Source organism: Agrobacterium sp. GW821-FHT02D03, from assembly GCF_059421725.1.
In genome coordinates this window covers 469,811-493,606 of sequence record NZ_JBWKVN010000002.1, presented here as the reverse complement: position 1 = coordinate 493,606, position 23,796 = coordinate 469,811, and the positions used below count along the sequence as shown (strand labels likewise).

The window sequence follows — 23,796 nt, the reverse complement described above, 5'->3', positions numbered from 1 at the left end:
GGGCGGGCGCGATGGAATATCAGGAAAAGTCTGAGGTTTTTTGGAAGAAGTCCGTCGATTCCCACCTTGCTTTGCCTGAGTTATATCAAAAGAAACGCCACTATCTCTCTGCGATCGTCGAGCACTTGCCGGCAATGAAATCCGGCCTTGATATCGGTTGTGGCAATGGCGAATACACTGCCATGATGTTGCCCAAGGTGGAAAAGCTTTGCGGCTATGATATTTCGCCAGGTCTCCTGGAAAAAGCGAAAGCCGATTTTGCGCATGAGCCGCGAATGAACTTTCATCTCGCAGACGTCGACGCCATCCCAGAAAACCCGCAAAGCTTCGACGTGATCTTGTGTATGGGCGTGACGAGCTGCCTTATCGACGACAACAAGTATCGCGCGCTTATTGGGCAAATTGCCAATTTTGCCCAGGATAATGCCTTTGTCATCATGGGAGACACGCTGTCTCATTCGCAAAATTTATTGCTGGATGATCCGAGCGGTTACGTCGCCATGTACAGAAGCATGGACTATTATTTAGCTACTCTTCGTGAGAACGGCCTTGAGCTCGTAAGCGAGTTCAAAATCATCGACAGCCATGGTGGGCGAACAGCAAACAAACTGTTCCTCTTTTGGAAACCGAGACGCGCACATTGATGACGCGCTCCGGCGGTCTATCCGATCTGACAGTCACCGATAGCCCAGCCGCTGACGATGTTGCGGAAATCGGCGCTAACCTTTCTGCATTCAACGATGCTGATGTGGGCTCCGCTGACAGGGTGCCGCTCGCGGTGATCATTCGTGGCGATGACGGCGCGCTACTTGCCGGCATCAATGGATACACGGCCTGGGGCTGGCTCTACGTGCAGTGGCTCTGGGTTCACGAACGTCTCCGCGGCCAGCAGATGGCAGGCCGCATGTTGACGGCGGCGGAAGAGGAAGCACGGGCGCGTGGTTGTCACTCCGCTTGGATCGACACCTTCAACCCGGCGGCGGAAAAGGCTTATCGCCGCCAGGGTTATGAGGTGTTCGGGGAGCTGCCAGACTTTCCGATCGGCCGTACCCGGAAGTTTCTGAAGAAGCGACTCTAGACGGTCCTACCCGAAAAATTTCAGGCCGCCAGTCGACCTCCGGTCATCGGTTCGGGTGCACCGGTCGTGGTGGGGAAGCTGATCGGCATATTGCGCAGCACGCGGACAGCCAGAAAAGCAAAGCATTCGGCTTCTACGGCGTCGCCTCGCCAGCCGAGTGTTTCAGCAGGCTGCGCGTCCACTCGCGCCAGCTTTGCCAGCATTCTCATCAACGTCGGATTATGGCGCCCGCCGCCACTAACGAACAGTCTCTCCGGGCGCTGTGGAAGAAGGTCCAGTGCCCTGCCGACGGCGGAGGCGGTGAAGGCCGTCAGCGTGGCTGCGCCGTCTTCCAGCGAAAGGCCGTCCGCCATGCTGGCACCGAAATCGAAGCGGTCCAGCGATTTCGGGAAGCGGGCGGTGAGATAGGGATGCTGCAGCAGCTTTGCCAGTCGCTCTTCGTTGACGTGACCCGATGCGGCGATCAAGCCGTCACGGTCCATATCGCCCAGTCCATGCTGCTTGATCCAGTCGTTGATCGGGGCATTGGCCGGGCCGGTATCGAAGGCAACGACATGGCCCTTGCCATCGCTCCAGGTGACATTGCCGACGCCGCCGAGATTGAGGATGGCAGCACTCCCATCCTGCGCAACGCCTTTCAGCAGCGCCGAGTGGTAGGCGGCAGCAAGCGGGGCACCTTGTCCACCAGCGCGAACATCGGCGCTGCGAAAATCAAAGGCGACCTTGGTGCCGAGCAGCTTCGCCATCAATTCGCCATCGCCCAGTTGCCGCGTGGCGCCAAGGCGACCCGGTTGCGGCGCGCGGTGCAGAACCGTCTGCCCATGGAAGCCGACGACGCCGATATCGGAGAACGAAAGCCCGGCATCCTTCACAAGCTCTGCCACGGCAGCGGACTGAGCGCGGGTCAGCGCGTCTTCGGCTCGGCCAAAAATCTCCGGCTCCGGTCCTTCGAAATTCCATTTGCGGGCCTCAGCCAGCGTCTCCTCCAGAAGATCGCGAACCGCCTGATCATAGGGTGCGAGCGTGTAGGCACCGAAGCGCTCGACGCGTTCTCCATCGGTGTGAAGAAGCGCAACGTCGATGTTGCCATCCAGCACGGTTCCCGTCATCAAACCCACGGCCCAGATCGGTTCCATGTCGTCTCTCCTCAATGCGTGTTGATCATATCGCCGATGGCAGCGCGCAGTGCGAAAATGCCGCTATCGACGTGGCGGCTCGGATGCACGCGGTTGGTCAGCAAGGTCCAGGCGCGGCCCTTGTCGAAATCGACCCAGAGACCGGTGCCGGTGAAGCCGGTATGGCCGATAACGCTATCATTGCAGAGTGCGCCACCCGACCAACCGTCATAGGGGCGCTCCCAGCCGTGGGTGCGTTTGTCGGAAAGCGGTTGGCGCATCAGTCTGACCACGGGATCGCTGTTCTCGTTCCCTGTCAACAGCGACTGGGCATAGTCGAGAACGGCATCGACAGTGCCGAACAGTCCCGCATGGCCGGAGCCTTGGAGCGCGTAACAATTCTCGTCGTGCACCTCGCCGCAGATTATCCGGTTGCGCCAGGTGCAAAATTCGGTGGCCGCGGTTTCTTCAGGCGTGCTCTCAAAGGCAAAGCCCGCGCCGGCATCCATCTCGCGGATGCGCTTGGCTTCCAACCTCTCAAGAGCGATGCCAAGCAGGATATAATTGATATCCGAATAGGCAGGCTCGCCATGTCGCCATTCGCGCTGAAGGACAAAGGCGCGCAGACGGTCGGGGTCATCGCCGTAGGTGTAGATCGGCTCTACCGCCGGAAACGGGGTCTGGTGGCCGAGGCACTGGCGGAAAGTCACTTTCCGTTCCCAGCAATCTGGGGCGTATTGCCGGAAATCGGGAATGAGCGTCGTAATGGAACTATCGAGATCGATCGCGCCTGAAACTGCCAATTCGAGAATCTTGCGCGTGGTGAAGATGACCTTGGTCAGCGAAGCGAGATCAAACCATGTGTCGAGCATCGTCGGGCGCTCGCCACCCACCTTCTGCGCGTGGCCGATTGCTCTTGTCAGTCGCTTGCCCTCACGGTCGACCATGCCGAAGACGCCGCCTGGAATGCGACCGTCCTCCACGGCGTTTTTCAGGAGACCAAACCCACTGTCGAAAGGCGTAAGGAGAGGCGACTGTACTTCGGCCATGGATCTTTCCCCCTCAGTTGGTTGCCGCCATTTCAAGCTTCACGCGGTGGTCGGCGCCAAAATGGTCCCAGCGTGAAGGCTGCGGCTCGAAGCCCTCGGGACGTAGCAATGTCGGCATCGCCTCAGTGTTCAGCTCATACCGCTCGCGCCGCCGTTCCATGGTCGGCACTGCTGCAATCAGCTTCTTGGTATAGCTGTGTTGGGGATTCGACAAGACGGAGCGGGCGTCGCCGATTTCGACGATTTGGCCTGCATAGAGCACGGCCACGCGGTGGGCGATGCGTTCGACCACAGCCATGTCGTGCGAGACGAAGAGATAGGCAAGATCGCGCTCCTTTTGCAGGTCGATCAGAAGATCGAGAACGCGAGCCTGGACGGACACATCGAGCGCCGACACTGCCTCGTCCAGCACGAGAATGGAGGGATCGAGCATAAGCGCGCGGGCGATGCAAAGACGCTGGCGCTGGCCGCCGGAAAACTCATGCGGATAGCGGGTGAGGCTATCGGATGGAAGGCCAACGCGATCGAGAAGCGCTGTCATGCGCGAGGTGATCTGTCCGTCGATCCGGATGCCCGCTGCAATGACGGGCTCGGCCAAAAGGCTTTGCACATCGAGACGCGGATTGAGCGATGCATAGGGGTTTTGGAACACCATCTGCATCGGCTTCTGCGCCTTTGTCGACTCGGACGATTGCGTGGTAAAAGAGCCTCGTGTGGTCTTGACCAGACCGAGAAGAGCTCGGGCAGTGGTCGATTTGCCCGATCCGCTTTCTCCAACAACCGCCAGAGTCTCGCCCCGGCATATCTCGAAAGCCACAGCTTCCACCGCATGGATTGCGCCGGCGGGTCTGCGTAAGAGCCCCGTCGTCGTGGGGAAGCGTACGGTCAACTCCTTGACCGAAAGGACGGCGGGCTCATACGCGTATTTCAGTCGCGGCGCGTCGTCGCGGACATGCTGACCGTTGGCAAAATGCGGCACGGCGTTCAGCAGGTGTTGTGTGTAGCTGTGCTGCGGACGGTCGAGAATATCGTCAGCTTTTCCCTGTTCCACCACCTTTCCAGACTGCATGACGAGCACGCGATCGGCGATGCCGGCAACCAGCCCGAGATCATGGGTGATAAAAATCAGGCCGGTGCCGGTCTCGCGTTGAAGCTCGGCGAGAAGCGCCATGATCTGCGCCTGGACAGAGACATCCAGTGCGGTGGTCGGCTCATCGGCAATGAGAAGGCGCGGGGAGGCTGCGAGCGCCATCGCGATCATCACCCGCTGCAGCATTCCGCCCGAAAGCTGGTGCGGATAGTAGCCGAGGCGTCTCGCCGCATCGGGAATACGCATCCGGTCGAGCGCGCGGAGTGTCTCGGCACGCGCTTCTGTCCCGCCCTTGCCTTGCAGGCGAAAGACTTCTTCGATCTGCTTGCCGATGGTGAGAACCGGATTGAGCGAGGTCATCGGCTCCTGAAAGATCATGCCGATCTCCGACCCTCGAATCCGCTCCATGCGCCCAGTGTCCAGAGTGGCGAGATCCAGCGTCTTTCCATCTGCAAGCGACAGATCGATCCGACCACTGGTGATCTTGCCGCCGCTGTAGTCGATGAGGCGGTTGATGGAGAGCGCGGTGACGGATTTTCCCGATCCGCTTTCGCCGACGATCGAAAGCGTTTCGCCCGCATCGAGCGTGAAGGTCACGCCGTCCACGATCGGCTTGATGGCTTTGCCGCGACCAAAGCCGACACTCAGATTTTGAACCGAAAGAAGCTCAGTCATGATGCCACCCGTCGCATGCGCGGATCGAGCAGATCGCGCAACGCATCGCCCAGAAGGTTGAAGCCGAGAATGCCGAGCATGACGGCGAGACCCGGGAAGATCAGCAGCCACGGCGCCATTTCCATCAGGTTGATGCTATCTGCCAGCATCAGGCCGAGCGAGGAGTTCGGCGGCTGTGTACCAAGGCCGAGGAAACTCAAGCCCGATTCGGTGAGAAGCGACCATGCCAATGCCAGTGTTACCTGCACGGTCAGTGGCGCCACAAGATTGAGCATCAGGTGCCGGGTGAGGATGTAGGAGGTAGAACTGCCGAAGGTGCGGGCCGCATCGACGAAATCACGCGCCTTGATCGACAGTGCCGGTCCACGCACGACGCGCGTGAAGATTGGCGTGTAGACGAAGGCGATGGCGAGAATGCTGGTGAAGGTGCCGGGGCCGACGACGGTGATGAACAGCAGGGCAAGCAGGATGGCCGGGAAGGCGAGCAGAATATCCATAAGCCGCATGACCACACCATCCCACAGACGGCCGACCCATGCGGCGGTGAGCCCCAGAATCGTGCCGATCACGGCGGCAATGCCGACAGAGGAAAAGGCGACGAGGAAGGACTGACCGATGCCGATCATCAACCGGCTGAGGACATCGCGCCCGAACATGTCGGTGCCCATCCAGTGAGCGGCAGTTGGTCCCTGCAGGCGGTCGATGCGGAATTGTTGCAGCGGATCGTAGGGCGTCAGGCCAAGCCAGGCGGCAAGCGCCAGCATCAGGTAGGTGAGGACGATGGCTGCGCCGACACAACCACTCGGATGGCGCAAAAGCCGGGAAAGCAGGGAGGTCATGACCGGCTCCCCAAGCGAATGCGCGGATCGAGCGCGACATAGGCGAGATCGACGATGAGGTTGACGATCATGAAGTTCAACGCGACGAACAACACCGCACCCTGCACCAGCGCGTAGTCGCGTTGCAGGATGGCTTCCAGCGTCATGCGCCCAAGGCCGGGAAGTGCAAAGATTTGCTCGACCAGCACCGCGCCGCCAAGCAGATAGCCGAACTCGACACCGCAGAGCGTGATGACCGGTATGAGAGCGTTGGGCAGGGCATGCCGCCAGATGACGTTGCGGCGCGCGACACCCTTGCTGCGCGCGGTCCGCACATAGTCATCGCTCAAGACATCCAGCATCGCCGAACGGGAAATGCGCGTGACGGAGGCGGTGAAGGACAGTCCAAGCGTCAGCGCCGGGAAAAACAGCTGCGAGATATTCGCGATCGGATCCTGCGTGAAGGGCACGTAATCGCCCATGGCTGGCAGAATGCCGAAGCCTGCCGAGAGGATGTAGATGATGCCGAGGCCGAAGACGAAGCTTGGCGTGGATTGCCCGATCATGGCGAAGATCCGGACGCTGAGATCAGAGCCGCGGCCAGCGCGCGTTGCCGCGAAGACGCCGAGCGGCAGGCCGAGAAGAAGAGCGATCACCACGGAGAAGCAGGCGAGCTCCAGCGTCAGAGGGAAACGCTGGAGAATGACCTCGAGAACCGGCTTGCCATAGGTGACCGAGAGACCAAGATTTCCTGTGATGACGCCGGAAAGCCAGCGGCCATACTGGACGAGCCAACCCTGATCGATACCGAAATAGGCCGATAGCGCCTGCTTCTGCTCCGGCGTCAACAACCCGGCCTCGGTGCCGAGCATGGCGGTGATGGAGTCACCGGGAACGAGGCGGATGGCGACGAACACCAGAACGGAGACACCCAGCATCACCAGCGGGAATGTCACAAGACGTCGTAGCAGATAGGTCATGTTGTCATCCGCCTCATGCACGCATTACTTAACGGTGACCTTGGAAAGGCCGAAGAGAGAGCCATCCGGGGTTGCCACGAAGTTTTCGACATTCTGCTGCTGCGCCGTGTAGGAATAGCCGGTGTAGAGCCAGATCCATGGCGAGACCTCGGCGAGATGCTTGTCGAAAGCGGCGAAGATTTCCTTGCGCTTGGCGACATCGGTTTCGACACGACCCTTCTGCATCAGGTCGTCCAGCGTGTCGTCGATATAGTGGGCGACCTTTTGCAGGTTGCCGGCTTTCGTCCAGTAGCGGTTATACATGGTGTAAGGATCAGCCCGGCCACCATTCAGCGCAATGGCCATGTCGAAATCGCCCTTGAGCCAAGTGTCGACATAGACATTGAGTTCCATCATCTTGATATCGAGATTGATGCCGATTTCCTTCAACTGCGACTGAATAACCTGAGCTTCGGCAGCCGCCGTCGGCGGTTCGCCGGTTGCGGCAATCACGGTTGCGGAGAAACCATCCGTCAGCCCGGCATCGGCCATCAGCTTCTTGGCTTTTCCCAGATCTTTCTTGTAGCAGAAGAGGCTGTTCGGGTCCGAGCGATAGAGCGGCATGGTCAGCGGTCCGGTGACTTCGCCTTCGCCGAGCAAAGCCGTATCGAGAACATCCTGACGGTCGATAGCGCAGGAGATTGCCTGCCGCACCGCAAGCTCCGTCATCGGCTTGCGCGACGCGTTCAGCTGCAGCGCGTGATAGGAGAGAACCGGCTTACGGTTCAGCGTCAGTCCCGCAACCTTCGGCACAAGCGTTGCGACCAGAGGGTCGTTCAACAGGGCGAAATCGACCTTCTTGGCACGTAGTGCTGCAAGAATGGCGTTCTCATCCGGCAACACGCTGATGTCGATGCCATCGACACCCACCTTGCCGCCGGCCCACGCGGCATTGGCTTTCAGCACTTCCTTCTGGTTCGGCTCCCAGCTTTCCAGCTTGAACGGGCCGCTGCCAACGGCAGCCGTCCCAATCTTGCCCGAGGTGATTTCGGAAGCAGGAACGATCGCGGCATTGATGCTGCCCATGGCGGTCAGCAGCGGAACATCGGGCTGCGACAGGTTGAAGACCACCGTCGCGGCGTCCGGCGTATCGATGCTGGCAATCGAAAGATAGTTCGCGCGTGCCGCGGCACCCGTCGCCTGGTCGAGAATGCGCTCGAAGGAAGCCTTCACGTCGGCGGAGGTGACGGCAGCACCATTGTGAAACTTGGCGGCTGGGTCCAGCTTGAAGGTCAGTGTCTTGGCGTCGGGCGAGAAGGTCCATTCTTTCGCAAGCGCCGGCACGACCTTGAGATCGCCATCCAGGCGGACCAGAGGTTCATAGATCAGTTCAAGCAGGCGGATGGAAGAAAAGGCCGTCTGCTTATGCGGGTCGAGGCCGGTGGCATCCTGCGCCCATGCCATCTTCAAGGTGGCCGCGAAACCGGGTGCGGCGGTAGCCGTCAGCAGGCTTCCGGCGATTGCCGCACAAGCCAGCCATTTTCGAGCGATCATCGTCATGCTTATTCTCCCTCTGGTTGGCTGATCCCGTCTCTTTTTCGAACGCCGGGTATGCAGCACGTCTCGCGTTCAATCGGTTTTTTCAGTCAGTGCCTTGCGTAAAAAGCCGTCATGACGAACCAGTGCCGCCTCGGCTTCGTCCCGGTTCAGCCCGCTCAGGATCATCAGGATGGCGAGCTTCACATTGTTGCCGCTCACCGTCAGTTGATCTTCTGCAATTTCCGCCGAGCACCCGGTTGCTTCCATGATGATGCGGATGGCGCGAGCGCGAAGCTTCTGATTGCTGATGGTCAGATCGACCATCAGGTTTTCGTAGGTCTTGCCGATGCGGATCATGCTGGCGGTCGTCAGCATGTTCAAGACGAGCTTCTGGGCCGTGCCGGATTTCAGCCGCGTCGAGCCTGTGACAACTTCCGGCCCGACGACCGGCGATATGGCGATATCGGCGATGTCGGCCAGCGTCGAATGCGGGTTGCAGGTCAAAGACACGGTCTTTGCGCCAATGGATTGCGCATAGGTCAGCGCGCCGACAACATAAGGTGTGCGGCCACTCACCGCGATGCCGACCACAACATCGTTGGCGGAGAGATTGATCTCCGCAAGATTGCGCTTGCCTTCCTCCACATCATCTTCGGCGCCTTCCACCGCATGTAGAATGGCGCGTGGACCACCGGCAATGAGACCGACAACCATGCCTTCCGGTACGGAAAAGGTGGGAGGGCATTCGGATGCATCGAGGACACCAAGGCGCGCGCTGGTGCCCGCGCCGATGTAAATCAAGCGTCCACCGCTACGGAAGGCGCGAACGATCTCCTCCACGGCCTCTGCAATCTGCGGAATGACTTTGGCGACCGCCTCTGGCACGAGCGAATCGTCCCGATTCATGACCCGCAGGATCTCTTCTGTTGGCAGCAGGTCGATCGACATGGAATTTGGGTTTCGAGCTTCAGAAACCAGCTGCTCAAGTTCCGCCATCAGGTGCAGGTGCGACATGGATCCTCACTCGATTTTTTAACAGACTACGATCGTATATTCCGCGTGTCAATTAATATTGGAATATATTATTCCGTTTGTCGCGGCTCAGTATCCGCTCGGATTGCGTTCAGGACGACAGGCGTTTTGCCAGGGTTATCGCACCAGCGACGGCGTCGCCATCCGCGGGTTTCAAACGTTTTCGCACGTCGGGCGCAAGCCAGGGCTCCAGCGGTCCGGAGAGGCCGCCGAGCAGGGTGACAGCCGGTGCACCATACTCTATCAGGCGTCGTACTAGTCCATCGATATGGCCCGCGCCGGACTGAACGATCTGGCGGGCGGCAGGGTCTCCCTGATCGGCATGACGCAGGACCAGTGGAGCGAGCGTCGCGTAATCCGTCGCGGTTGCCTTGTCCATCCAGCCGACGATGTTGGCGGGCAGGTGATCGAAGCGGTTGAGAACCTCGGAGAGCAAAGCGGTCCTCTCCCGGCGTCCGTCAAAGGCGAGAAGGGCGGATTGGATCGCCTTCAATCCCATATCGGCACCGCTCCCTTCATCGGAGATCGGGAAGCCGTAGCCGCCAGCGCGTTTTTCCTCGCCACCGACCAGTGCCAGCCCGATCGAGCCGGTGCCGGCGATCACGATGCCGCCATCGTGACCGGAATGCGCGCCAAGGCAGGCGGCGGCACCGTCAGAGGTGAAGCAGATATTGCCGAAAGGATGAGGCAGGGCTTCCAATTGTTCGCGCGAGCCCGCACGCGTTAGCCCGGCAATGCCGATGCCTGCCACGACATTCGGGGCGTTGGAAGGATCAAGGCCGGCCTCTTCGGCTGCACCCGTCCAGGCCCGCAGCACCGATGCCCAGGCATTGGGTACCCCGAGGCGCGTCGTGGCCGGGCCGGACAGTCCTTGCCCGATGACGTGACCATCCTCATCGACGATCCTCGCCCGGCAGCCCGTGCCGCCGCCATCGACGCCGAGATAAAGTGTCTGGTCGATACGTGGCTTCGTCATAGCGACACGCGACGAATGTTGGCGCCGCATTGGGCCAGCTTGCGGTCCAGTTGCTCGTAACCGCGATCAAGATGATAGACGCGCTTGATAATGGTTTCACCTTGCGCTGCAAGCGCCGCCAGCACGAGGCACACGGAGGCGCGCAGATCGGTCGCCATCACCGGAGCGCCCTTGAGGGATGGCTGCCCCCGGACTGTGGCGACGGAGCCGTTGAGCGCAATATTGGCGCCGAGCCGGGAGAGTTCCGGCACATGCATGAAGCGGTTCTCGAAGATGGTTTCGCGGATGACGCTGGCACCCTCGGCAATCGAGGCCATTGCCATGAATTGTGCCTGCAAATCCGTCGGGAAGCCTGGGTAGGGTTCGGTGGTGAAATCGGCAGGCTTGATCCGCCCATGCCCTTCGACGACGACGCCACGATCTCCGGGCCAGACGGTGGCGCCCATGCTTTCCAGCACCTGCAGAACCGATGAGAGATGTTCCATTCGGGCGTTGACGAGTTCGATGCGCCCGCCGGTGATCATCGCCGCTGCCGCATAGGTGCCAGCCTCGACACGGTCTGCAATGGCGTGGTGGCTCGCGGCACGCCAGGTCGTGCTGCCCTTGACCAGAAGCCTATGCGTGCCAGCGCCTTCAATCTCCGCACCCATGGAAGAAAGACAGGCGACGAGATCGATCACTTCCGGTTCGCGCGCCGCATTGAGGATTTCCGTTTCGCCGGTTGCACAGCACGCCGCCATCAACGCCGTTTCGCTGGCACCAACGGAAGGGCCGGGCAGAACGACGCGAGCACCTTTCAATCCGTCCGGGGCATTTGCAACGATATAGCCTCCTTCCACGGCAATCGCCGCACCAAGGGCCGACAGAACCTTGAGATGCATATCGACCGGGCGCGCTCCGATCGCGCAGCCGCCGGGCAGCGACACCCGCGCCGAGCCAAAGCGGGCAAGGAGCGGCGCCAGCACCAGAATCGAGGCGCGCATCTTGCGCACGGTCTCGTAGTCGACTTCGCCCGGCGTCACATTCTGCGCGTTGATGACGGTGCCGCCAGCGTTTCGCTGAACCTCAGCGCTGTAAAGCGAGATGATGCGCAGCATGTTGTCGACATCCGATACCTTGGGCAGATTCGTCAACTCGAGCGGATGCGGAGAAAGGAGGGCGGCAGCGATTTGCGGCAGGGCCGCGTTCTTGGCGCCCGCGATCGGAACCGCGCCATCAAGCCTCGTTCCGCCGGTGATATGCAGCTCATCCATAAAAGACCTTCCGGGTCAAAACTGATGCTGAAATCTGGATAGCCAATCATAAGATAAGCGCTATAATATTCCAGAGAATTTTTGATTTACGAATATCTTATTCCGATCGGGGGAACGCCATGTCCGTCTTGAAGGTCATCCAGGCGAAGTTGGAATTCATGACGGATGCTGAGCGCCAGATCGGCCAGTTCATCGTCGATGATCCCGATCGCATGGTGCAGCTTTCGTCTGCCGAACTTGCCGCAGCAACCGGCCGCAGCCAATCCAGCGTCGTGAAATTCTCGCAGAAGATCGGCTATGACGGCTATCAGCAGCTGAAACTCGCCGTGACCAAGGCCAAGGCGCAGGAATGGCGTGTTCCGTCCGGCATGATCCACGGGACGATCGATGCGGGCGATAACTTCGTCACCATCCAGCAGAAGCTCGTGGCAAGCAAGGTTTCCGCCATGCAGCAGACGATGGAGGTGAATGCCGAAGACGCGGTCACCGCGGCGGTCTCAGCGCTGGCGTCCGCAAGGCGCATTCATCTCGCCGGTATCGGCGCTTCTTCGCTCGTTGCCCGCGACTTTTCCTACAAGCTCTTGAAGCTCGGATTGGTGGCGCTGATGGATCGCGATCCGCATGTGCAGATGGCCAATGCCGCTTCGCTCAACAATCGCGATGTGCTCTTCGCCATCTCACACTCCGGCAGTACCAACGAGACGATCCGGCTGGCGGAACTGGCGAAAAAGGGCGGCGCCACGGTCGTCACCCTGACGGGTCTTCATGGCAATCGTCTGAGCCAGATCGCCGATATCACGCTTCATACCGTGGCGGATGAGGAGCGTGTGCGCTCTTCCGCCATCACCTCGCGCGATGCGCAGCTTGCCATCTGCGATCTGGTCTTCCTGCTGTTGATCGCTAAAATTCCCGGCGCCAATGACGCCATTCATGCCAGCGAGGCCGCGGTCTCCGTTCTCAAGTCTTGACCGTGGCTACTTGATCGCGCCTGCCGTCATGCCGTTGATGAACTGCCGCGATAGCGCAATGTAGAGAATGATGATCGGCAGTGCCGACAGCGTCAGCCCGGAAAACAGCACGCCCCAATCCGTACCGAACTCGCCCATGAAGGCAGTCAGTCCCTGGGGCAGGGTCTTCAGATTGTTGTTCTGAATGAAGATCAACGGGAAGAAGAAGTCGTTCCAGATCGGCACGACGTTCTGGATCGCGGCAATCACCATGGCCGGGCGCACCAATGGCAGCATGATGGACCACATGATGCGCGCTTCATTGGCGCCATCCATGCGGGCAGCATCCTCCAACTCGTTCGGCAGGCTGCGGATGAAGCCGGTGAGGATGAAGACGGTCGTCGGCAGCCCGGTGGCGACATAGATGAAGATCAGCGACAGCCGCGAGTCGATCAGACCGAAATCCCGCATCTGGATGAAGAGCGGAATGATGGCGAGTTTCAGCGGCAAGGTCAGTCCTGCCAGAAAGAAAAGAAGAATGAAGCCGGAGCCTCGGAACTCGTAACGGGCGATGGCATAGGCCGCCATCGTGCCGAGGATAAGGATAAGCGCAATCGAGCTTGCCGTGACGATGAGCGAATTGCTCATATAGAGCAGGAAGTCCGTCTCGTTCCACACGCGAAGAAGGCTTTTGACATTGGTGAAATCGGGAATGGAGAAGGGGGACTGAAAGATCTGCGCGTTGGTCTTGAAGGCGGAAAAGAACATGATGACGATCGGCGTCAGCATGACGATGCTGTTGCCGATGAGCAGGATCTGGATCAGGCCATCCCAGCCATAGGTGCGAAAGCTGCCGCGGTCGATCCCCTTCCTCATAGCTGGATCTCCCGCCTGCGCAGCCTGACTGTGATGACGCTGGAGATCACGGCAATGAACAGGAAGATTAGCACGGCAAGCGCGCTGCCGGGCCCGAAGTTCTCAGCCGAGGCGGACATGCTGCCAAACGCGGTGCGGTAGAAGTAAAGCCCGAGCACATCCGTTGCCTCATGCGGATTGCCGTCCACGCCAGCCATGATGAAGGGCAACTCAAACCAGTTGAAGGCACCAACGAAGAGCAGGGTAAAGACGACGGTCGCCGAAGGGGCAACCAGCGGCCAGACGATCTTACTCATCTTCACCCATTCGCTTTCGGTCTCCATGCGCACGGCATCGAGGATTTCCGAGGGTATGCGCTGCATCCCGGCGAGGAAGACCAGTGTCGGAAAGCCGACCATGTGCCAGGCATTGGCTACGACGATGGCCGTCAATGCCGTGGAATCCTGGCCGAGCCAGGGCTGGGCGAGACTGCCCAGCCCGACGGCCCTCAGACTGGCATTCACTGCGCCAAAGAGCGGATGATAGAAGAGCTTCCACAGCAGGCCGACAATAACGGTGGAGAGCACGACGGGAAGAAAGACGGCGATGCGGTGGAAGCGCGCGCCCCAAAGTTCGCGCCACAGGCAGTAGGCAAGGATAAAGCCAACGCCGTTTTGAAGCACCATCAGGGCGAAGAAGACAAAGATATTGTGCTTGAAGGCGTTGATCGTGCGTTCGGAGAAGGGGTACTCGAAGAGCACGCGGTGGAAATTGTCGAACCAGACGAAGTCGCCGCGGACCAGGCCTCGCCACTCATAGAAGGCATAGGCGAAGGCCGACAGGATCGGGTAGACGAGGAACAGGCACATGAAGGCGATCGGCGGGACCACAAGGGCCGCAATCCAAAGTCTTCTGCCTGTCAACTTACTGGACATCATCGAACCTATCCCAACGGCCATCGATCGGTGGAGTGGGCCGCTCCATTGAGGAGCGGCCGGCGAGAGCATCGGCGGTAAAGGCGGTTCACCGTCGTGCTCTCGATCCGTGCGAAACGTCACAGGCCAAACGGTTCTCAGTCTGGCTGTGACGTCCGGTCACTTCTTGAACGGCGCATACCAGGCGGCGAGACCATCGGTCATCGATTTGCCGACTTCGGCAGGCGTCGCCTGTCCGTTCAGCATCTTCGAAACGCCCGCCTGGATCAGGTTCGAGCCCGTCGGTTCGCCGTAGCGGAAGTTGACGAGCGTCATATAGGGGATCGAGTCCTTGTTGAGCGCGGCGACTTCGGCCAGCAGAGGATTATCGAAGGTGACGCCTGGAACAGCAGATACGTTGTTCAGCCCGTTGGCGAAGGCCTGTCCGAAGTCCTTGCTGGAAACGTAGTTGAGGAACTTCAGCACGGCTTGCGGGTCTTTCGGCTTGGCATTGCCGCCGAAGCCGGAGTCGTAGAAAAGACCGACCAGCTTCTCATCCTCCGCCTTCAGGCCGGGGGCGGCGAAGACACCCATCTTCAGATCCGGATTTTGTTTGGCGAAGTTGGCAAGCTCGAAAGAGCCACCGGCAAACATGCCAGCCATGCCGGACGTAAACAATTGCTGCGCGGAGGCGTAGTCGAGACCAACAAAACCATCGGGAAAGTACTGGGAGATCTCCTTGAGCTTGGTCAGAGCTTCGACATAGCGCTTGTCGTTGAAATCGGTCTTGCCCGCCATCAGGTCGGCGTAGAAGGCCTTGCCCATGATCGACGAGGTGAGGGCTGAGACGATGGTCTCATTCTGCCAGCCGGTTGCCGTCCCATTGGCAAAAGGCATTACGCCCGCTGCCTTCAGCTTCTCGCAAGCCGCAATGAACTCGTCCCAGCTTTTCGGCTCGGTGATGCCGTTCTTCTCGAAAATCTCGGTGTTGTAGATGACGAGCATGGTCTGGCTTGCGGCGGGAACGGCATAGAGCGTCTTGTCCGAGCGCATCGTTGCGGAGGCAAGAGCCGGTTCCGAGAAGCCTTTCAGTGCCGGGATCTTGGTATCGTCCAGCGGCATGAGATAGCCAGCACCCGCCAGGCTTTCAATGCCGCCATAGGTGCGGGTCATCATCAGATCCGGACCCTTGCCGCCCGCAAGCGCGGTGGAAAGGACGGTGTTGTAGCTGGTTGCCTCGAAGGCCTCGAACTTGACCGTAATGTCCGGGTTCGCCTTGTTGAAATCGGCGAAGAACTTTTCATATTCGGCCTTGTCTTCCTGGCGCCAGGTCCAGAAGGTCAGGTCTGCTGCGAAGGTTGCGCTGGCCGACAGGATGGTGCTGCAGGCAATCGCCGCTCCCAGTAAAAATCGTTTCATCTGTTCCTCTCCTTCTTTTTTGGTTTACGCGATTTATTCGATCACACCGCAAGTCGTTGCGCTGTTTCACGGCTGAAGTAATGGACTTTCTCAGGCTCGACGCTGATGGTGACCGGGGTGTCAGGTGCATATTGCGTATCCGGCCCGCAGCGTACCGAGACAGGTGCGCTATCTCCCATCCGCACATAAACGTAGGCGCTATCGCCGAGATATTCGGTGTAGACGACCTTCGCAGCAAAGCCGTCCTGGCGCGTGCCCGATGAAATCGACATGCCGTCCGGCCGCACACCCATCAACAGCTCTCGCTCTGGCGACGATGGCAGACGGGGCAGGGAGATCTGGCCGATGCCGGGTGCAGCGAGCCGGTCGCCGTCGCGTTCGACAGTCAGCATCGCCATCCGTGGCGAGCCGATGAAGTTGGCAACAAAGACGTTGGCTGGCGTCTCGTAAAGCTCCCGCGGCGAACCGAACTGTTCGATCCGGCCACCATTCATCACCACGATCCGGTCGGCAAGCGTCATAGCCTCGACCTGGTCATGGGTCACATAGATAGTCGTGCCGCCGATCTCGCGGTGGAGACGGGCGATCTCGAGCCGCACTTCCGAACGCAATGCCGCATCGAGGTTGGAGAGCGGTTCGTCCAGAAGGAGAAGCTGCGGTTTGCGCACCAGCGCACGGCCGATGGCAACGCGCTGTCGCTGTCCGCCTGACAATTCGCGCGGCTTGCGCTCCAGCAGAGCCTCCAACCGCAACATGCGGGTGGCTTCGCCGATACGCGCTTCGACTTCCGCTTTGCCGAGGCCCATCAGCCGCGCACCGAAGGCCATGTTCTCATAGACATTCATATGCGGGTAAAGCGCATAGGACTGGAACACCATGGCGATCCCGCGTCGTGATGGCGCGATCTCGTTCATGCGCTTGTCATTCAGCCGGAATTCGCCATCGGTGATCGGATCGAGACCGGCGATCAGGCGAAGAAGGGTCGATTTTCCGCAACCGGACGGCCCGACGAAGACGATCAGTTCGCGGTCCTTCACATCGAGATCGATGCCATGGAGAACCTCGACGGACTTGAAACGCTTCTTGATGCCGCGCAGTGACAGTTGAGCCAAGGTCAGACCTCCATTTCGATCAGGACGTGCCGCTTGGCGGCGTATCGGCGATCGCTTCGTCTATCGCCGCGATCGTCTTGGCCGCATTCAGATGGTGAATGCTGTGCCAGCCGAGCCTGCGCGATGTCTCGATGTTTTCCAGCGTGTCGTCGATAAAGACGATCTGCTCGGGCGAAACATGTTCGCGGTGCTGGACCGCCAGGTAAATCTCCTCGCCCGGCTTCTCCATGCCCATCTCATGGGAGAGATAGCAGGCATCGAAGAGATCGGCTCCGAGCATGGTTTCGATGATGTGGCGCCAATGAATGGCCTGCGTGTTCGACAGACAGACAACGCGATGGCTGGATTTCAGGGTGCGGGCGTAATCCACCATCCCAGTGAAAACGCCTTCGAGGAGTGCGGTTTCCGCTTGCGCTACCTGTTCAGCGGTTAGTCCATAAATCTCGGATGCGCGAGCCAGATAGTCATCCTCGCCGATCTGTCCCAGGCGAAACTGCATGTTGAGGCGAAGCAGGTCCGCATTCGCTTGAGCGGTCGACGACCAGAGCCCACCCGCTTCAAGCGCAGCTCGGCGCCTCTCGATATTCAGTTCGATGAAGACTCCGCCGACATCGAAGACGATAAGCTTGTCGTCGCTGTGTCTACCCGGCTTGACCACCACATATTCTCCGCAGGAACAACCCTATAATGCGAAGGAAAAACGCGCTACGCCCTTCTACGGGCTCCACATTGGCAAAAGCGGCGGGAATTATCAATTCCTAATTTCGTTAAAAATCAGAATAAAATATTTTTAGATTGATCGCTAGAAACGGCATCGCCGGCAGTGAGCAGTACCCATGCCGGCGATGCAGGTGATCAGTGCCTCGGATTGAGAGCTATTGGTCGAATATCCCTGTCTGGGACGCCACCTTGCGATAGGCCGCACCCGCCGTGAAGCCGCCGTCGATGACAAAGTCTTCGCCGGTAATGAAGCTGGAGGCCTCAGACGCCAGGAAGAGGACGAGCTCGGCGATCTCTTCCGGCTTGCCGCTGCGCTTCATCGGCGTCATGTCGATCATCGGTTTCAGGTGAGGGCTGTTGGCGTTCAGACCCGTAACGACGAGGCCGGGGCAGACCGCATTGACGCGGATGGCTTTAGGCGTCAGTTCCATGGCAGCGCTGCGGGTAAGCCCGCGCAGGCCCCATTTGCTGGCCGTATAGGCGGGATCATAATGGCCGGAAAAGCCACTATTGGATGAGATGTTGACGATGGATCCGCCGCCGGATTTCGCCATCAATTCCGTCACCGCCTGAATGCCGAGGAAGGCGCCTGTGAGGTTGACCTTCAGCACGCGCTCCCATGCTTCCAGGCTGGTGGTTTCGACGATGGTGCGGTTGATGATGCCGGCATTGTTCACAAGAATGTCGATTCGGCCTTTCCACTCGGTTGCAAGCGCAACAACGCCTGCCCAGCTGGTTGGGTCTGTCACGTCGAGATAGATGAAGCGGGCCTCGCGGCCTTCCCTCTGTAGGGCTTCAGCGAGCGCACGACCTTCGTCCGCCAGCACATCGGCGATGATGACGGCGGCACCCTTGGAGGCGAAGAGGCGGGCTTCAGCCTCGCCCTGTCCGCGCGCGCCACCGGTGATGATGGCAAGACGTCCTGAAAGATCGGTCATGGCTCAGTCCCTTGCTTCTACAGTTTGCTGCCGCTGCTCACCCAGACCTTCGATCCCGAGCGTCATGACTTGGCCGGGCTTCAGGAAAACAGGTTCCGGCTTGATACCCATGCCCACACCCGGCGGCGTGCCGGTGGCGATCACGTCGCCGGGCTCAAGCGTCATAAACTGACTGATATAGCTGACGAGATGCGCGACGCCGAAGATCATCGTATTCGTATTGCCGGTCTGCCGGCGCACGCCGTCCACATCCAGCCACAATGCAAGGCTCTGAGGGTCGGCTACCTCGTCGCGCGTGACCAGCCAAGGGCCTGTCGGGCCAAACGTGTCGTGGCTCTTGCCCTTGGTCCACTGGCCGCCGCGCTCGGACTGGAAGGCGCGCTCGGACACATCATTGACCACGCAGTAGCCGGCGACGTGGTTCAGCGCATCCGCTTCGCTCACATATTTCGCCCGTGTGCCGATGACGACGCCAAGCTCGACCTCCCAATCGGCCTTCTTCGATCCGCGCGGGATTTCGACATCGTCGTTCGGACCGACGACGGCAGAGGCCGCCTTCATGAACAGGATCGGTTCGTCCGGCGGTGCCTTGCCGGTTTCTTTCGCGTGGTCGGCATAGTTGAGACCGACGCAGATGAACTTGCCCGGACGCGGCACGCAGGCACCAATGCGCTCGACCGAGACGTCTGGTAGCGTCATCGGGTCGATTGCAGCGAGCCGCGCGAGACCGGCGTCGGAGAGCACCTCGCCGTTAAAGTCGGCAATGACGCCGGAAAGATCGCGGATCGAGCCGTCCTTCGCCACAAGGGCTGGCTTTTCGGCGCCTGCGGGGCCGTATCGCAATAGTTTCATCAGGCTCTCCTGAAACCTTCGAGCACGGAATCGTCCACATCCGGCAGGTTGACGACGATGTTGTCCGGCGTGCGGGTGGTCAGCCACACCAGCTCTTCCGTCGTCGACATGTTGACCTCGATGTGCGGCCACTTCGGCGGCACGAAGATGAAGTCGCCTTCTTCCATGTCGAGATACTCTTTCCAGTTCTCGCCGAAATAGATGCGCGCCTTGCCTTTCAGCACATAGCCGCCAGTCTCCGCTTCGCCATGATGGTGCGGATAGGAGCGATAGCCCGGCTCGTTGGAGACCTTGCCGAACCAGATCTTGGTGGCTGGCGTGTGCTGTGGGCTGACACCCGAAATGCGGACGCAACCGCCGGATTGTCCGGTTCCGGTGTCTTCCTGGCCCTTGCGGGTGATGAAGGGTCTGATGGTGCTGGTCATGGAATCTCTCCTCCTCTGCAGATTTCAATCAATCGGGAACGACGGCCAGCGCCTGGATTTCGATCTTGGCGCGGTCTTCCATCAGCGACACCACCTGGACTGCCGCCATCGGCGGAAAGTGGCGACCGATGATCTCGCGGTAGATCGCGCCGATTTCCTTCATGCGTGATTTGTAGGAAACGCGATCGGTGAAGTACCAGGTCATCTGGATCAGGTGCTCAGGCTTTGCATCCGCAGCCTTCAGCACACTGACGATATTGAGAAGCGTCTGGCGCACCTGTTCGACGAAGTCGTCCGAGTGGAACTGGCAATGCTCGTCCCAACCGATCTGACCGCCGACCTGTACAATGCGACCGCGCGCGCTGATCCCGTTCGAGTAACCGATCGGCTTTGCCCAGCCGTCCGGCTGGATGATTTCATGCATCATGTCTTGGCTCCAGATAACGTGTGAGACCTGCGCGCACGTCGTCAGGCCAGGGATGGGATTTGTGGTCTTCAAGCGAGGTCATCACGATCCTCTGCTTGACCGACCAGATGATGTCGCCACGGACGGTGACGATGGTTTCAAGATCGAGCGAGGCCCGGCCGATCGAGCGGACATGCACGGCGAAATCGAGCGTGTCGCCATAGACGGCGGGCTTCTTGAACTCGAGGTTCATGGTCACCGTCGGCAGTCCGAGCTTGCGCTCGAACATCAGTTCCTTCCAGGTGACGCCAAAGGAAGCGAACATCGCCTCGTTCACATCGACCAGCATGGAGAGATAGGCCGGATGATAGGCAATTCCCGTGAGGTCGCAGTCGCCAAAGCGCATGGGTTTGGAATGGGTAAAGGGCATTTTTGTCTTAAACTCCGTTTAGCCTGCCATGACCTCACCGCCGGCAATCGCGATTGCCTGGCCGGTGACGGAACCCGCCGAAGGTGAGGCAAGCCACAACGTGGCGTCCGCGACTTCCTGCGGCTGGATCAACCGGCCTTGCGGGTTGGACCTGGTGAATTCCGCCAGCGCTTCCTCGCGGCTGCGCCCGGTCTTCTGCATGATGGTGTCGAGCGACTGCTGGATGATCGGCGTATCGGTAAAGCCGGGGCAGACGGCGTTGACCGTTACGCCCTTCTTCGCCAGTTCCAGCGCCAAGGCTCTGGTGAGACCGACCACGCCATGCTTGGCCGCGCAGTAGGCGGAGACATAGGCATAGCCCGTCAGGCCCGCCGTCGAGGCGATGTTGATGAGGCGCGCTCCCTCGCCATGGGCCTTAAGGTCAGGCAAGACGGCTTGCGTCACGTTGAACACGCCTGTCAGATCAACCGAAAGAACATGGCTCCACATATCAGACGATGTCTTCTCAAAGGGCGCGCTTGGCGCTTCACCGGCATTGTTGACCAGAATGGAAACGGGGCCGAAGGCGCTACGGCCCTTCTCCAGACCAGCGGCAATCGCCTCCGGTTTCGTCACGTCGAAACCGTCGAGGACCAAGGCCTTGCTTCCGATCTCGGCAGCCACCGCTTCCAGCGGTTCGCGGCGGCGACCGGCGAGCGTTACATTGGCGCCGGCCTTCGCCAGCGTTCGGGCGATGGCAGCACCGATGCCGCTTCCTGCACCGGTGACAAGCGCGTGCCGCCCTTCAAAGGGGAGAACATCTAGCATGGCGCTCTCACTTGGCCGCGCTGGCGCGTTCGAGGTTCGCCTCATACTGGAACTTGCCGGACATATATTGTTTTGGCCAAGGCACGTTTTTCAGGCCGATCTTCGCCGCCTCGTGCAGAGCCCAGGCGGGATCGGCCAGATGAGGGCGCGCCACGGCGCAGAGATCCGCACGGCCTGCGGAGATGATGGAGTTGGCGTGATCGGCCTCGGAAATGGCGCCGACGGCAATGGTCGGAATGCCGATCTCGTTGCGGATCTTGTCGGAGAAGGGCGTCTGGAACAGGCGTCCATAGACCGGCTTTTCCTCTTTCCAGACCTGGCCTGATGAGCAGTCGATCAGGTCTGCGCCTGCGTCTTTGAACATCCTGGCGAAGATCGCGGCATCTTCCGGCGTATTTCCACCTTCCGTCCAGTCATGGCAGGACAGGCGAACCGAGATCGGCTTGTCTTCCGGCCAGGCTTCACGCACGGCGGCGAAAACTTCCAGCGGGTAGCGAGCACGGTTTTCGTAGGATCCGCCGTACTCATCCTCGCGCCGGTTGGTCAGCGGCGACAGGAAGGAAGAGATCAGGTAGCCGTGGGCTGCGTGGAATTCGAGCCAGTCGGCGCCGGCTTCCGCTGCGCGACGGGTGGCGGCCACGAAATCGGCCTTCACCCGGTCCATATCGGCGCGGTCCATGGCCTTCGGAACGACGCTGTGTTTCAGGTAAGGGATCGCCGAGGCGGAGAGAAGCGGCCACCCGCCTTCCTCCAGAGGCTGATCGATGCCGTCCCATGCCCGTTTGGTTGCGCCCTTGCGTCCTGCATGACCAAGCTGGATGCCGACCTTGGCGGCGCTGTTGGTGTGAACGAAATCAACAAAGCGCTTCCAGCCCTTCGTCTGCTCGTCGTTCCACAGCCCAAGACAACCGGGGGTAATGCGCGCATCGGGAGAGACGCAGGTCATCTCAGCAAAGACCAGACCGGCACCGCCGAGCGCACGGGCGCCCAGATGCACCATATGGAAATCGTCGAGCAGACCATCCGTCGCCGAATACATCGCCATGGGAGAGACAACGATGCGGTTTGGCAGCGTCGTGCCGCGGGATGTATAGGGCGTGAACATCGGCGGCAGGCAGCGCTCGTTCTCCTTGACGGCGAGGCCTGAGTGACGGGCGAACCAGTGCTCGTAACCCTCGAGCCATTCCTTGTCGCGCAGACGCAGGTTCTCGTGGCTGATGCGCTGCGAGCGGGTCAGCATGGAATACATGAACTGTTCCGGTGGCAGCGTATCGGCATAGCGATCGCCAACGACTTCGAACCATTCCATGGCGTTTCGGGCGGCATTCTGGATGCGGGCCACGTCGACGCGGCGGATGTCTTCATAGGTCTTCAGCACATCGGCGATGCTATCCTTGCCGTGGCCAGCCTTGTTGAACTGGTTGGCAAGCTCGATCGCGTCGTCGATGGCAAGCTTCGTGCCGGAGCCGATGGCGAAATGCGCGGTGTGAGCGGCGTCGCCCATCAGTACCACATGGGAGTTGCCGTTGAAGTGGCTCCACTTGCCGCAGATCAGCCGGTTGAAGTTCAGCCAGGCGGAACCGACCATGTGGCGCGCATTGGTCATCAGCTCCGCGCCCTCAAGCGTCTCAGCAAAGAGGTTCTGACAGAAATCGATCGATTCCTGCTGGGTCATCCGGCCAAGGCCATGGTCCTCGTAAGCCTTCTCGGTGGTTTCGACGATGAAGGTCGAGGTATTCTCATCGAATTTGTAGATATGCGCCTGGAACCAGCCGTGATCGGTCTTGCGGAAGTCGAAGGTAAAGGCATCGAAGAGCTTGTTGGTGCCGAGCCAGATATAGCGGTTCGGGCGCTTGACGAGATCGGGCTCGTAAATGTCCGGATAGCGGTTGCGAACCTTGGAGTTGAAGCCGTCGGAGGCGATGATCAGATCGGCGTCCGGAAAATCCTGGTCGCCGCCCGCATCGGTCTCGAAAATGAGTTCGACCCCGAGCGCCTCACAGCGGCTCTGGAGAATGTTGAGAAGCTTCTTGCGACCGATGCCGACAAAGCCGTGGCCGGTGGTGCGCTGGCGCGTGCCTTTGAAGAGCACCTCGATATCGTCCCAGTGGTTGAAAGCCTGCTGGATCTCGTCAGCGCTTTCCTTGTCCCACGTCTGCATGGACGCCATGGTCTGGTCGGAGAAGACGACGCCCCAACCGAATGTGTCATAGGGGCGGTTGCGCTCGACGACTCGGATATGATGCTCGGGATGCAGTTTCTTCATCAGCAGGCTGAAATAAAGCCCCGCAGGACCTCCACCGATACAAACGATACGCATGTAACCCTCCGTGGCTTTGGGTGCACCGTCACGTGCTTTTATTTGAAGATTAAACTAATTTTCGATA

The 23,796-nt window shown here is 59.9% G+C and carries 24 protein-coding genes; 3 read left to right on the top strand and 21 right to left on the bottom strand.

Going from position 1 to position 23,796, the window contains the following annotated elements:
• Positions 1 to 11 precede the first annotated feature (11 nt).
• Both AC07U5_RS15710 and AC07U5_RS15705 read left to right on the top strand, forming a co-directional pair.
• Positions 12 to 644, top strand: coding sequence for a class I SAM-dependent methyltransferase (locus tag AC07U5_RS15710; protein ID WP_494723567.1), 633 nt, complete (start codon positions 12 to 14; stop codon positions 642 to 644).
• Complete coding sequence (locus tag AC07U5_RS15705; protein WP_494723566.1) at positions 644 to 1,078, top strand: GNAT family N-acetyltransferase; 435 nt, start codon at positions 644 to 646, stop codon at positions 1,076 to 1,078. The genes AC07U5_RS15710 and AC07U5_RS15705 overlap by 1 nt, the downstream gene beginning before the upstream one ends.
• A gap of 20 nt (positions 1,079 to 1,098) precedes the next feature.
• On the opposite strand, the gene AC07U5_RS15700 is transcribed toward AC07U5_RS15705, so the two are convergent.
• The 9 genes from AC07U5_RS15700 to murA form a co-directional block, all read right to left on the bottom strand.
• Complete coding sequence (locus AC07U5_RS15700) at positions 1,099 to 2,214, bottom strand: anhydro-N-acetylmuramic acid kinase (protein WP_494723565.1); 1,116 nt, start codon at positions 2,212 to 2,214, stop codon at positions 1,099 to 1,101.
• An 11-nt stretch (positions 2,215 to 2,225) separates the two neighbouring features.
• Positions 2,226 to 3,242, bottom strand: a complete 1,017-nt coding sequence (locus AC07U5_RS15695; RefSeq protein ID WP_494723564.1) for a serine hydrolase domain-containing protein — start codon at positions 3,240 to 3,242, stop codon at positions 2,226 to 2,228.
• Positions 3,243 to 3,255: 13 nt separating this feature from the next.
• A complete protein-coding gene (locus tag AC07U5_RS15690; protein WP_494723563.1) occupies positions 3,256 to 5,007 on the bottom strand; it encodes an ABC transporter ATP-binding protein in 1,752 nt (583 codons plus the stop codon).
• Positions 5,004 to 5,846, bottom strand: a complete 843-nt coding sequence (locus AC07U5_RS15685) for an ABC transporter permease (RefSeq protein WP_062427669.1) — start codon at positions 5,844 to 5,846, stop codon at positions 5,004 to 5,006. The genes AC07U5_RS15690 and AC07U5_RS15685 overlap by 4 nt, the downstream gene beginning before the upstream one ends.
• The gene (locus AC07U5_RS15680; protein WP_062427670.1) at positions 5,843 to 6,805 is read right to left on the bottom strand and encodes an ABC transporter permease; all 963 of its coding nucleotides are present in this window, start codon (positions 6,803 to 6,805) and stop codon (positions 5,843 to 5,845) included. Before AC07U5_RS15680 ends, AC07U5_RS15685 begins: the two co-directional genes overlap by 4 nt.
• A 24-nt stretch (positions 6,806 to 6,829) precedes the next feature.
• Positions 6,830 to 8,344 (bottom strand): ABC transporter substrate-binding protein, encoded by a 1,515-nt coding sequence (locus tag AC07U5_RS15675; protein ID WP_494723562.1) that lies wholly within the window; start codon positions 8,342 to 8,344, stop codon positions 6,830 to 6,832.
• 69 nt (positions 8,345 to 8,413) lie between these two features.
• Positions 8,414 to 9,337: an N-acetylmuramic acid 6-phosphate etherase gene (gene murQ, locus AC07U5_RS15670; protein ID WP_494723561.1), complete on the bottom strand. Its 924-nt coding sequence runs from the start codon at positions 9,335 to 9,337 to the stop codon at positions 8,414 to 8,416.
• Between the two features lie 109 nt (positions 9,338 to 9,446).
• Positions 9,447 to 10,331 carry a glucosamine kinase nucleotide-binding domain-containing protein gene (locus AC07U5_RS15665; RefSeq protein ID WP_494723560.1) on the bottom strand — a complete coding sequence of 295 codons (885 nt, stop codon included), beginning with the start codon at positions 10,329 to 10,331 and terminating at the stop codon, positions 9,447 to 9,449.
• Entirely contained in the window at positions 10,328 to 11,584 is a 1,257-nt protein-coding gene (gene murA / locus AC07U5_RS15660) for a UDP-N-acetylglucosamine 1-carboxyvinyltransferase (protein WP_494723559.1), read from the bottom strand. The genes AC07U5_RS15665 and murA overlap by 4 nt, the downstream gene beginning before the upstream one ends.
• A 119-nt stretch (positions 11,585 to 11,703) precedes the next feature.
• Between murA and AC07U5_RS15655 the strand changes: the two genes are divergently transcribed.
• Positions 11,704 to 12,552 carry a MurR/RpiR family transcriptional regulator gene (locus AC07U5_RS15655; protein ID WP_062597573.1) on the top strand — a complete coding sequence of 283 codons (849 nt, stop codon included), beginning with the start codon at positions 11,704 to 11,706 and terminating at the stop codon, positions 12,550 to 12,552.
• A 6-nt stretch (positions 12,553 to 12,558) separates the two neighbouring features.
• On the opposite strand, the gene AC07U5_RS15650 is transcribed toward AC07U5_RS15655, so the two are convergent.
• From AC07U5_RS15650 to AC07U5_RS15595, 12 genes are all read right to left on the bottom strand, one after another.
• Complete coding sequence (locus AC07U5_RS15650; protein WP_062445176.1) at positions 12,559 to 13,407, bottom strand: carbohydrate ABC transporter permease; 849 nt, start codon at positions 13,405 to 13,407, stop codon at positions 12,559 to 12,561.
• On the bottom strand, positions 13,404 to 14,321 hold the full coding sequence (locus AC07U5_RS15645) for a carbohydrate ABC transporter permease (protein ID WP_494723558.1): 918 nt from the start codon (positions 14,319 to 14,321) through the stop codon (positions 13,404 to 13,406). The genes AC07U5_RS15650 and AC07U5_RS15645 overlap by 4 nt, the downstream gene beginning before the upstream one ends.
• Positions 14,322 to 14,480: 159 nt before the next feature.
• The gene (locus tag AC07U5_RS15640) at positions 14,481 to 15,719 is read right to left on the bottom strand and encodes an extracellular solute-binding protein (RefSeq protein ID WP_062427677.1); all 1,239 of its coding nucleotides are present in this window, start codon (positions 15,717 to 15,719) and stop codon (positions 14,481 to 14,483) included.
• A 41-nt stretch (positions 15,720 to 15,760) separates the two neighbouring features.
• On the bottom strand, positions 15,761 to 16,831 hold the full coding sequence (locus tag AC07U5_RS15635) for an ABC transporter ATP-binding protein (RefSeq protein WP_494723557.1): 1,071 nt from the start codon (positions 16,829 to 16,831) through the stop codon (positions 15,761 to 15,763).
• 19 nt (positions 16,832 to 16,850) lie between these two features.
• Positions 16,851 to 17,492, bottom strand: a complete 642-nt coding sequence (locus tag AC07U5_RS15630) for an HAD-IA family hydrolase (protein WP_494723556.1) — start codon at positions 17,490 to 17,492, stop codon at positions 16,851 to 16,853.
• A 214-nt stretch (positions 17,493 to 17,706) separates the two neighbouring features.
• Positions 17,707 to 18,489: an SDR family NAD(P)-dependent oxidoreductase gene (locus AC07U5_RS15625; RefSeq protein ID WP_494723555.1), complete on the bottom strand. Its 783-nt coding sequence runs from the start codon at positions 18,487 to 18,489 to the stop codon at positions 17,707 to 17,709.
• A gap of 3 nt (positions 18,490 to 18,492) precedes the next feature.
• Entirely contained in the window at positions 18,493 to 19,341 is an 849-nt protein-coding gene (locus tag AC07U5_RS15620; protein ID WP_494723554.1) for a fumarylacetoacetate hydrolase family protein, read from the bottom strand.
• The gene (locus tag AC07U5_RS15615) at positions 19,341 to 19,766 is read right to left on the bottom strand and encodes a cupin domain-containing protein (protein ID WP_494723553.1); all 426 of its coding nucleotides are present in this window, start codon (positions 19,764 to 19,766) and stop codon (positions 19,341 to 19,343) included. The genes AC07U5_RS15620 and AC07U5_RS15615 overlap by 1 nt, the downstream gene beginning before the upstream one ends.
• Before the next feature lie 28 nt (positions 19,767 to 19,794).
• On the bottom strand, positions 19,795 to 20,190 hold the full coding sequence (locus tag AC07U5_RS15610; protein ID WP_062427683.1) for a RidA family protein: 396 nt from the start codon (positions 20,188 to 20,190) through the stop codon (positions 19,795 to 19,797).
• Positions 20,183 to 20,602, bottom strand: a complete 420-nt coding sequence (locus AC07U5_RS15605) for an acyl-CoA thioesterase (RefSeq protein ID WP_062597582.1) — start codon at positions 20,600 to 20,602, stop codon at positions 20,183 to 20,185. The genes AC07U5_RS15610 and AC07U5_RS15605 overlap by 8 nt, the downstream gene beginning before the upstream one ends.
• 18 nt (positions 20,603 to 20,620) lie before the next feature.
• Positions 20,621 to 21,409 carry an SDR family NAD(P)-dependent oxidoreductase gene (locus tag AC07U5_RS15600; RefSeq protein WP_494723552.1) on the bottom strand — a complete coding sequence of 263 codons (789 nt, stop codon included), beginning with the start codon at positions 21,407 to 21,409 and terminating at the stop codon, positions 20,621 to 20,623.
• A 7-nt stretch (positions 21,410 to 21,416) separates the two neighbouring features.
• Positions 21,417 to 23,729 (bottom strand): bifunctional salicylyl-CoA 5-hydroxylase/oxidoreductase, encoded by a 2,313-nt coding sequence (locus AC07U5_RS15595; protein WP_494723551.1) that lies wholly within the window; start codon positions 23,727 to 23,729, stop codon positions 21,417 to 21,419.
• Between the last annotated feature and the right edge of the window lie 67 nt (positions 23,730 to 23,796).

Coding starts and splice junctions, on each gene's coding strand:
- murA (WP_494723559.1), bottom strand. CDS start 11,584: ATGGATGAGCTGCATATCACCGGCGGAACGAGGCTTGATGGCGCGGTT.
- AC07U5_RS15655 (WP_062597573.1), top strand. CDS start 11,704: ATGTCCGTCTTGAAGGTCATCCAGGCGAAGTTGGAATTCATGACGGAT.
- AC07U5_RS15615 (WP_494723553.1), bottom strand. CDS start 19,766: ATGACCAGCACCATCAGACCCTTCATCACCCGCAAGGGCCAGGAAGAC.
- AC07U5_RS15705 (WP_494723566.1), top strand. CDS start 644: ATGACGCGCTCCGGCGGTCTATCCGATCTGACAGTCACCGATAGCCCA.
- AC07U5_RS15625 (WP_494723555.1), bottom strand. CDS start 18,489: ATGACCGATCTTTCAGGACGTCTTGCCATCATCACCGGTGGCGCGCGC.
- AC07U5_RS15600 (WP_494723552.1), bottom strand. CDS start 21,409: ATGCTAGATGTTCTCCCCTTTGAAGGGCGGCACGCGCTTGTCACCGGT.
- AC07U5_RS15645 (WP_494723558.1), bottom strand. CDS start 14,321: ATGTCCAGTAAGTTGACAGGCAGAAGACTTTGGATTGCGGCCCTTGTG.
- AC07U5_RS15685 (WP_062427669.1), bottom strand. CDS start 5,846: ATGACCTCCCTGCTTTCCCGGCTTTTGCGCCATCCGAGTGGTTGTGTC.
- murQ (WP_494723561.1), bottom strand. CDS start 9,337: ATGTCGCACCTGCACCTGATGGCGGAACTTGAGCAGCTGGTTTCTGAA.
- AC07U5_RS15680 (WP_062427670.1), bottom strand. CDS start 6,805: ATGACCTATCTGCTACGACGTCTTGTGACATTCCCGCTGGTGATGCTG.
- AC07U5_RS15605 (WP_062597582.1), bottom strand. CDS start 20,602: ATGCCCTTTACCCATTCCAAACCCATGCGCTTTGGCGACTGCGACCTC.
- AC07U5_RS15700 (WP_494723565.1), bottom strand. CDS start 2,214: ATGGAACCGATCTGGGCCGTGGGTTTGATGACGGGAACCGTGCTGGAT.
- AC07U5_RS15650 (WP_062445176.1), bottom strand. CDS start 13,407: ATGAGGAAGGGGATCGACCGCGGCAGCTTTCGCACCTATGGCTGGGAT.
- AC07U5_RS15640 (WP_062427677.1), bottom strand. CDS start 15,719: ATGAAACGATTTTTACTGGGAGCGGCGATTGCCTGCAGCACCATCCTG.
- AC07U5_RS15595 (WP_494723551.1), bottom strand. CDS start 23,729: ATGCGTATCGTTTGTATCGGTGGAGGTCCTGCGGGGCTTTATTTCAGC.
- AC07U5_RS15665 (WP_494723560.1), bottom strand. CDS start 10,331: ATGACGAAGCCACGTATCGACCAGACACTTTATCTCGGCGTCGATGGC.
- AC07U5_RS15675 (WP_494723562.1), bottom strand. CDS start 8,344: ATGACGATGATCGCTCGAAAATGGCTGGCTTGTGCGGCAATCGCCGGA.
- AC07U5_RS15610 (WP_062427683.1), bottom strand. CDS start 20,190: ATGCATGAAATCATCCAGCCGGACGGCTGGGCAAAGCCGATCGGTTAC.
- AC07U5_RS15690 (WP_494723563.1), bottom strand. CDS start 5,007: ATGACTGAGCTTCTTTCGGTTCAAAATCTGAGTGTCGGCTTTGGTCGC.
- AC07U5_RS15695 (WP_494723564.1), bottom strand. CDS start 3,242: ATGGCCGAAGTACAGTCGCCTCTCCTTACGCCTTTCGACAGTGGGTTT.
- AC07U5_RS15620 (WP_494723554.1), bottom strand. CDS start 19,341: ATGAAACTATTGCGATACGGCCCCGCAGGCGCCGAAAAGCCAGCCCTT.
- AC07U5_RS15710 (WP_494723567.1), top strand. CDS start 12: ATGGAATATCAGGAAAAGTCTGAGGTTTTTTGGAAGAAGTCCGTCGAT.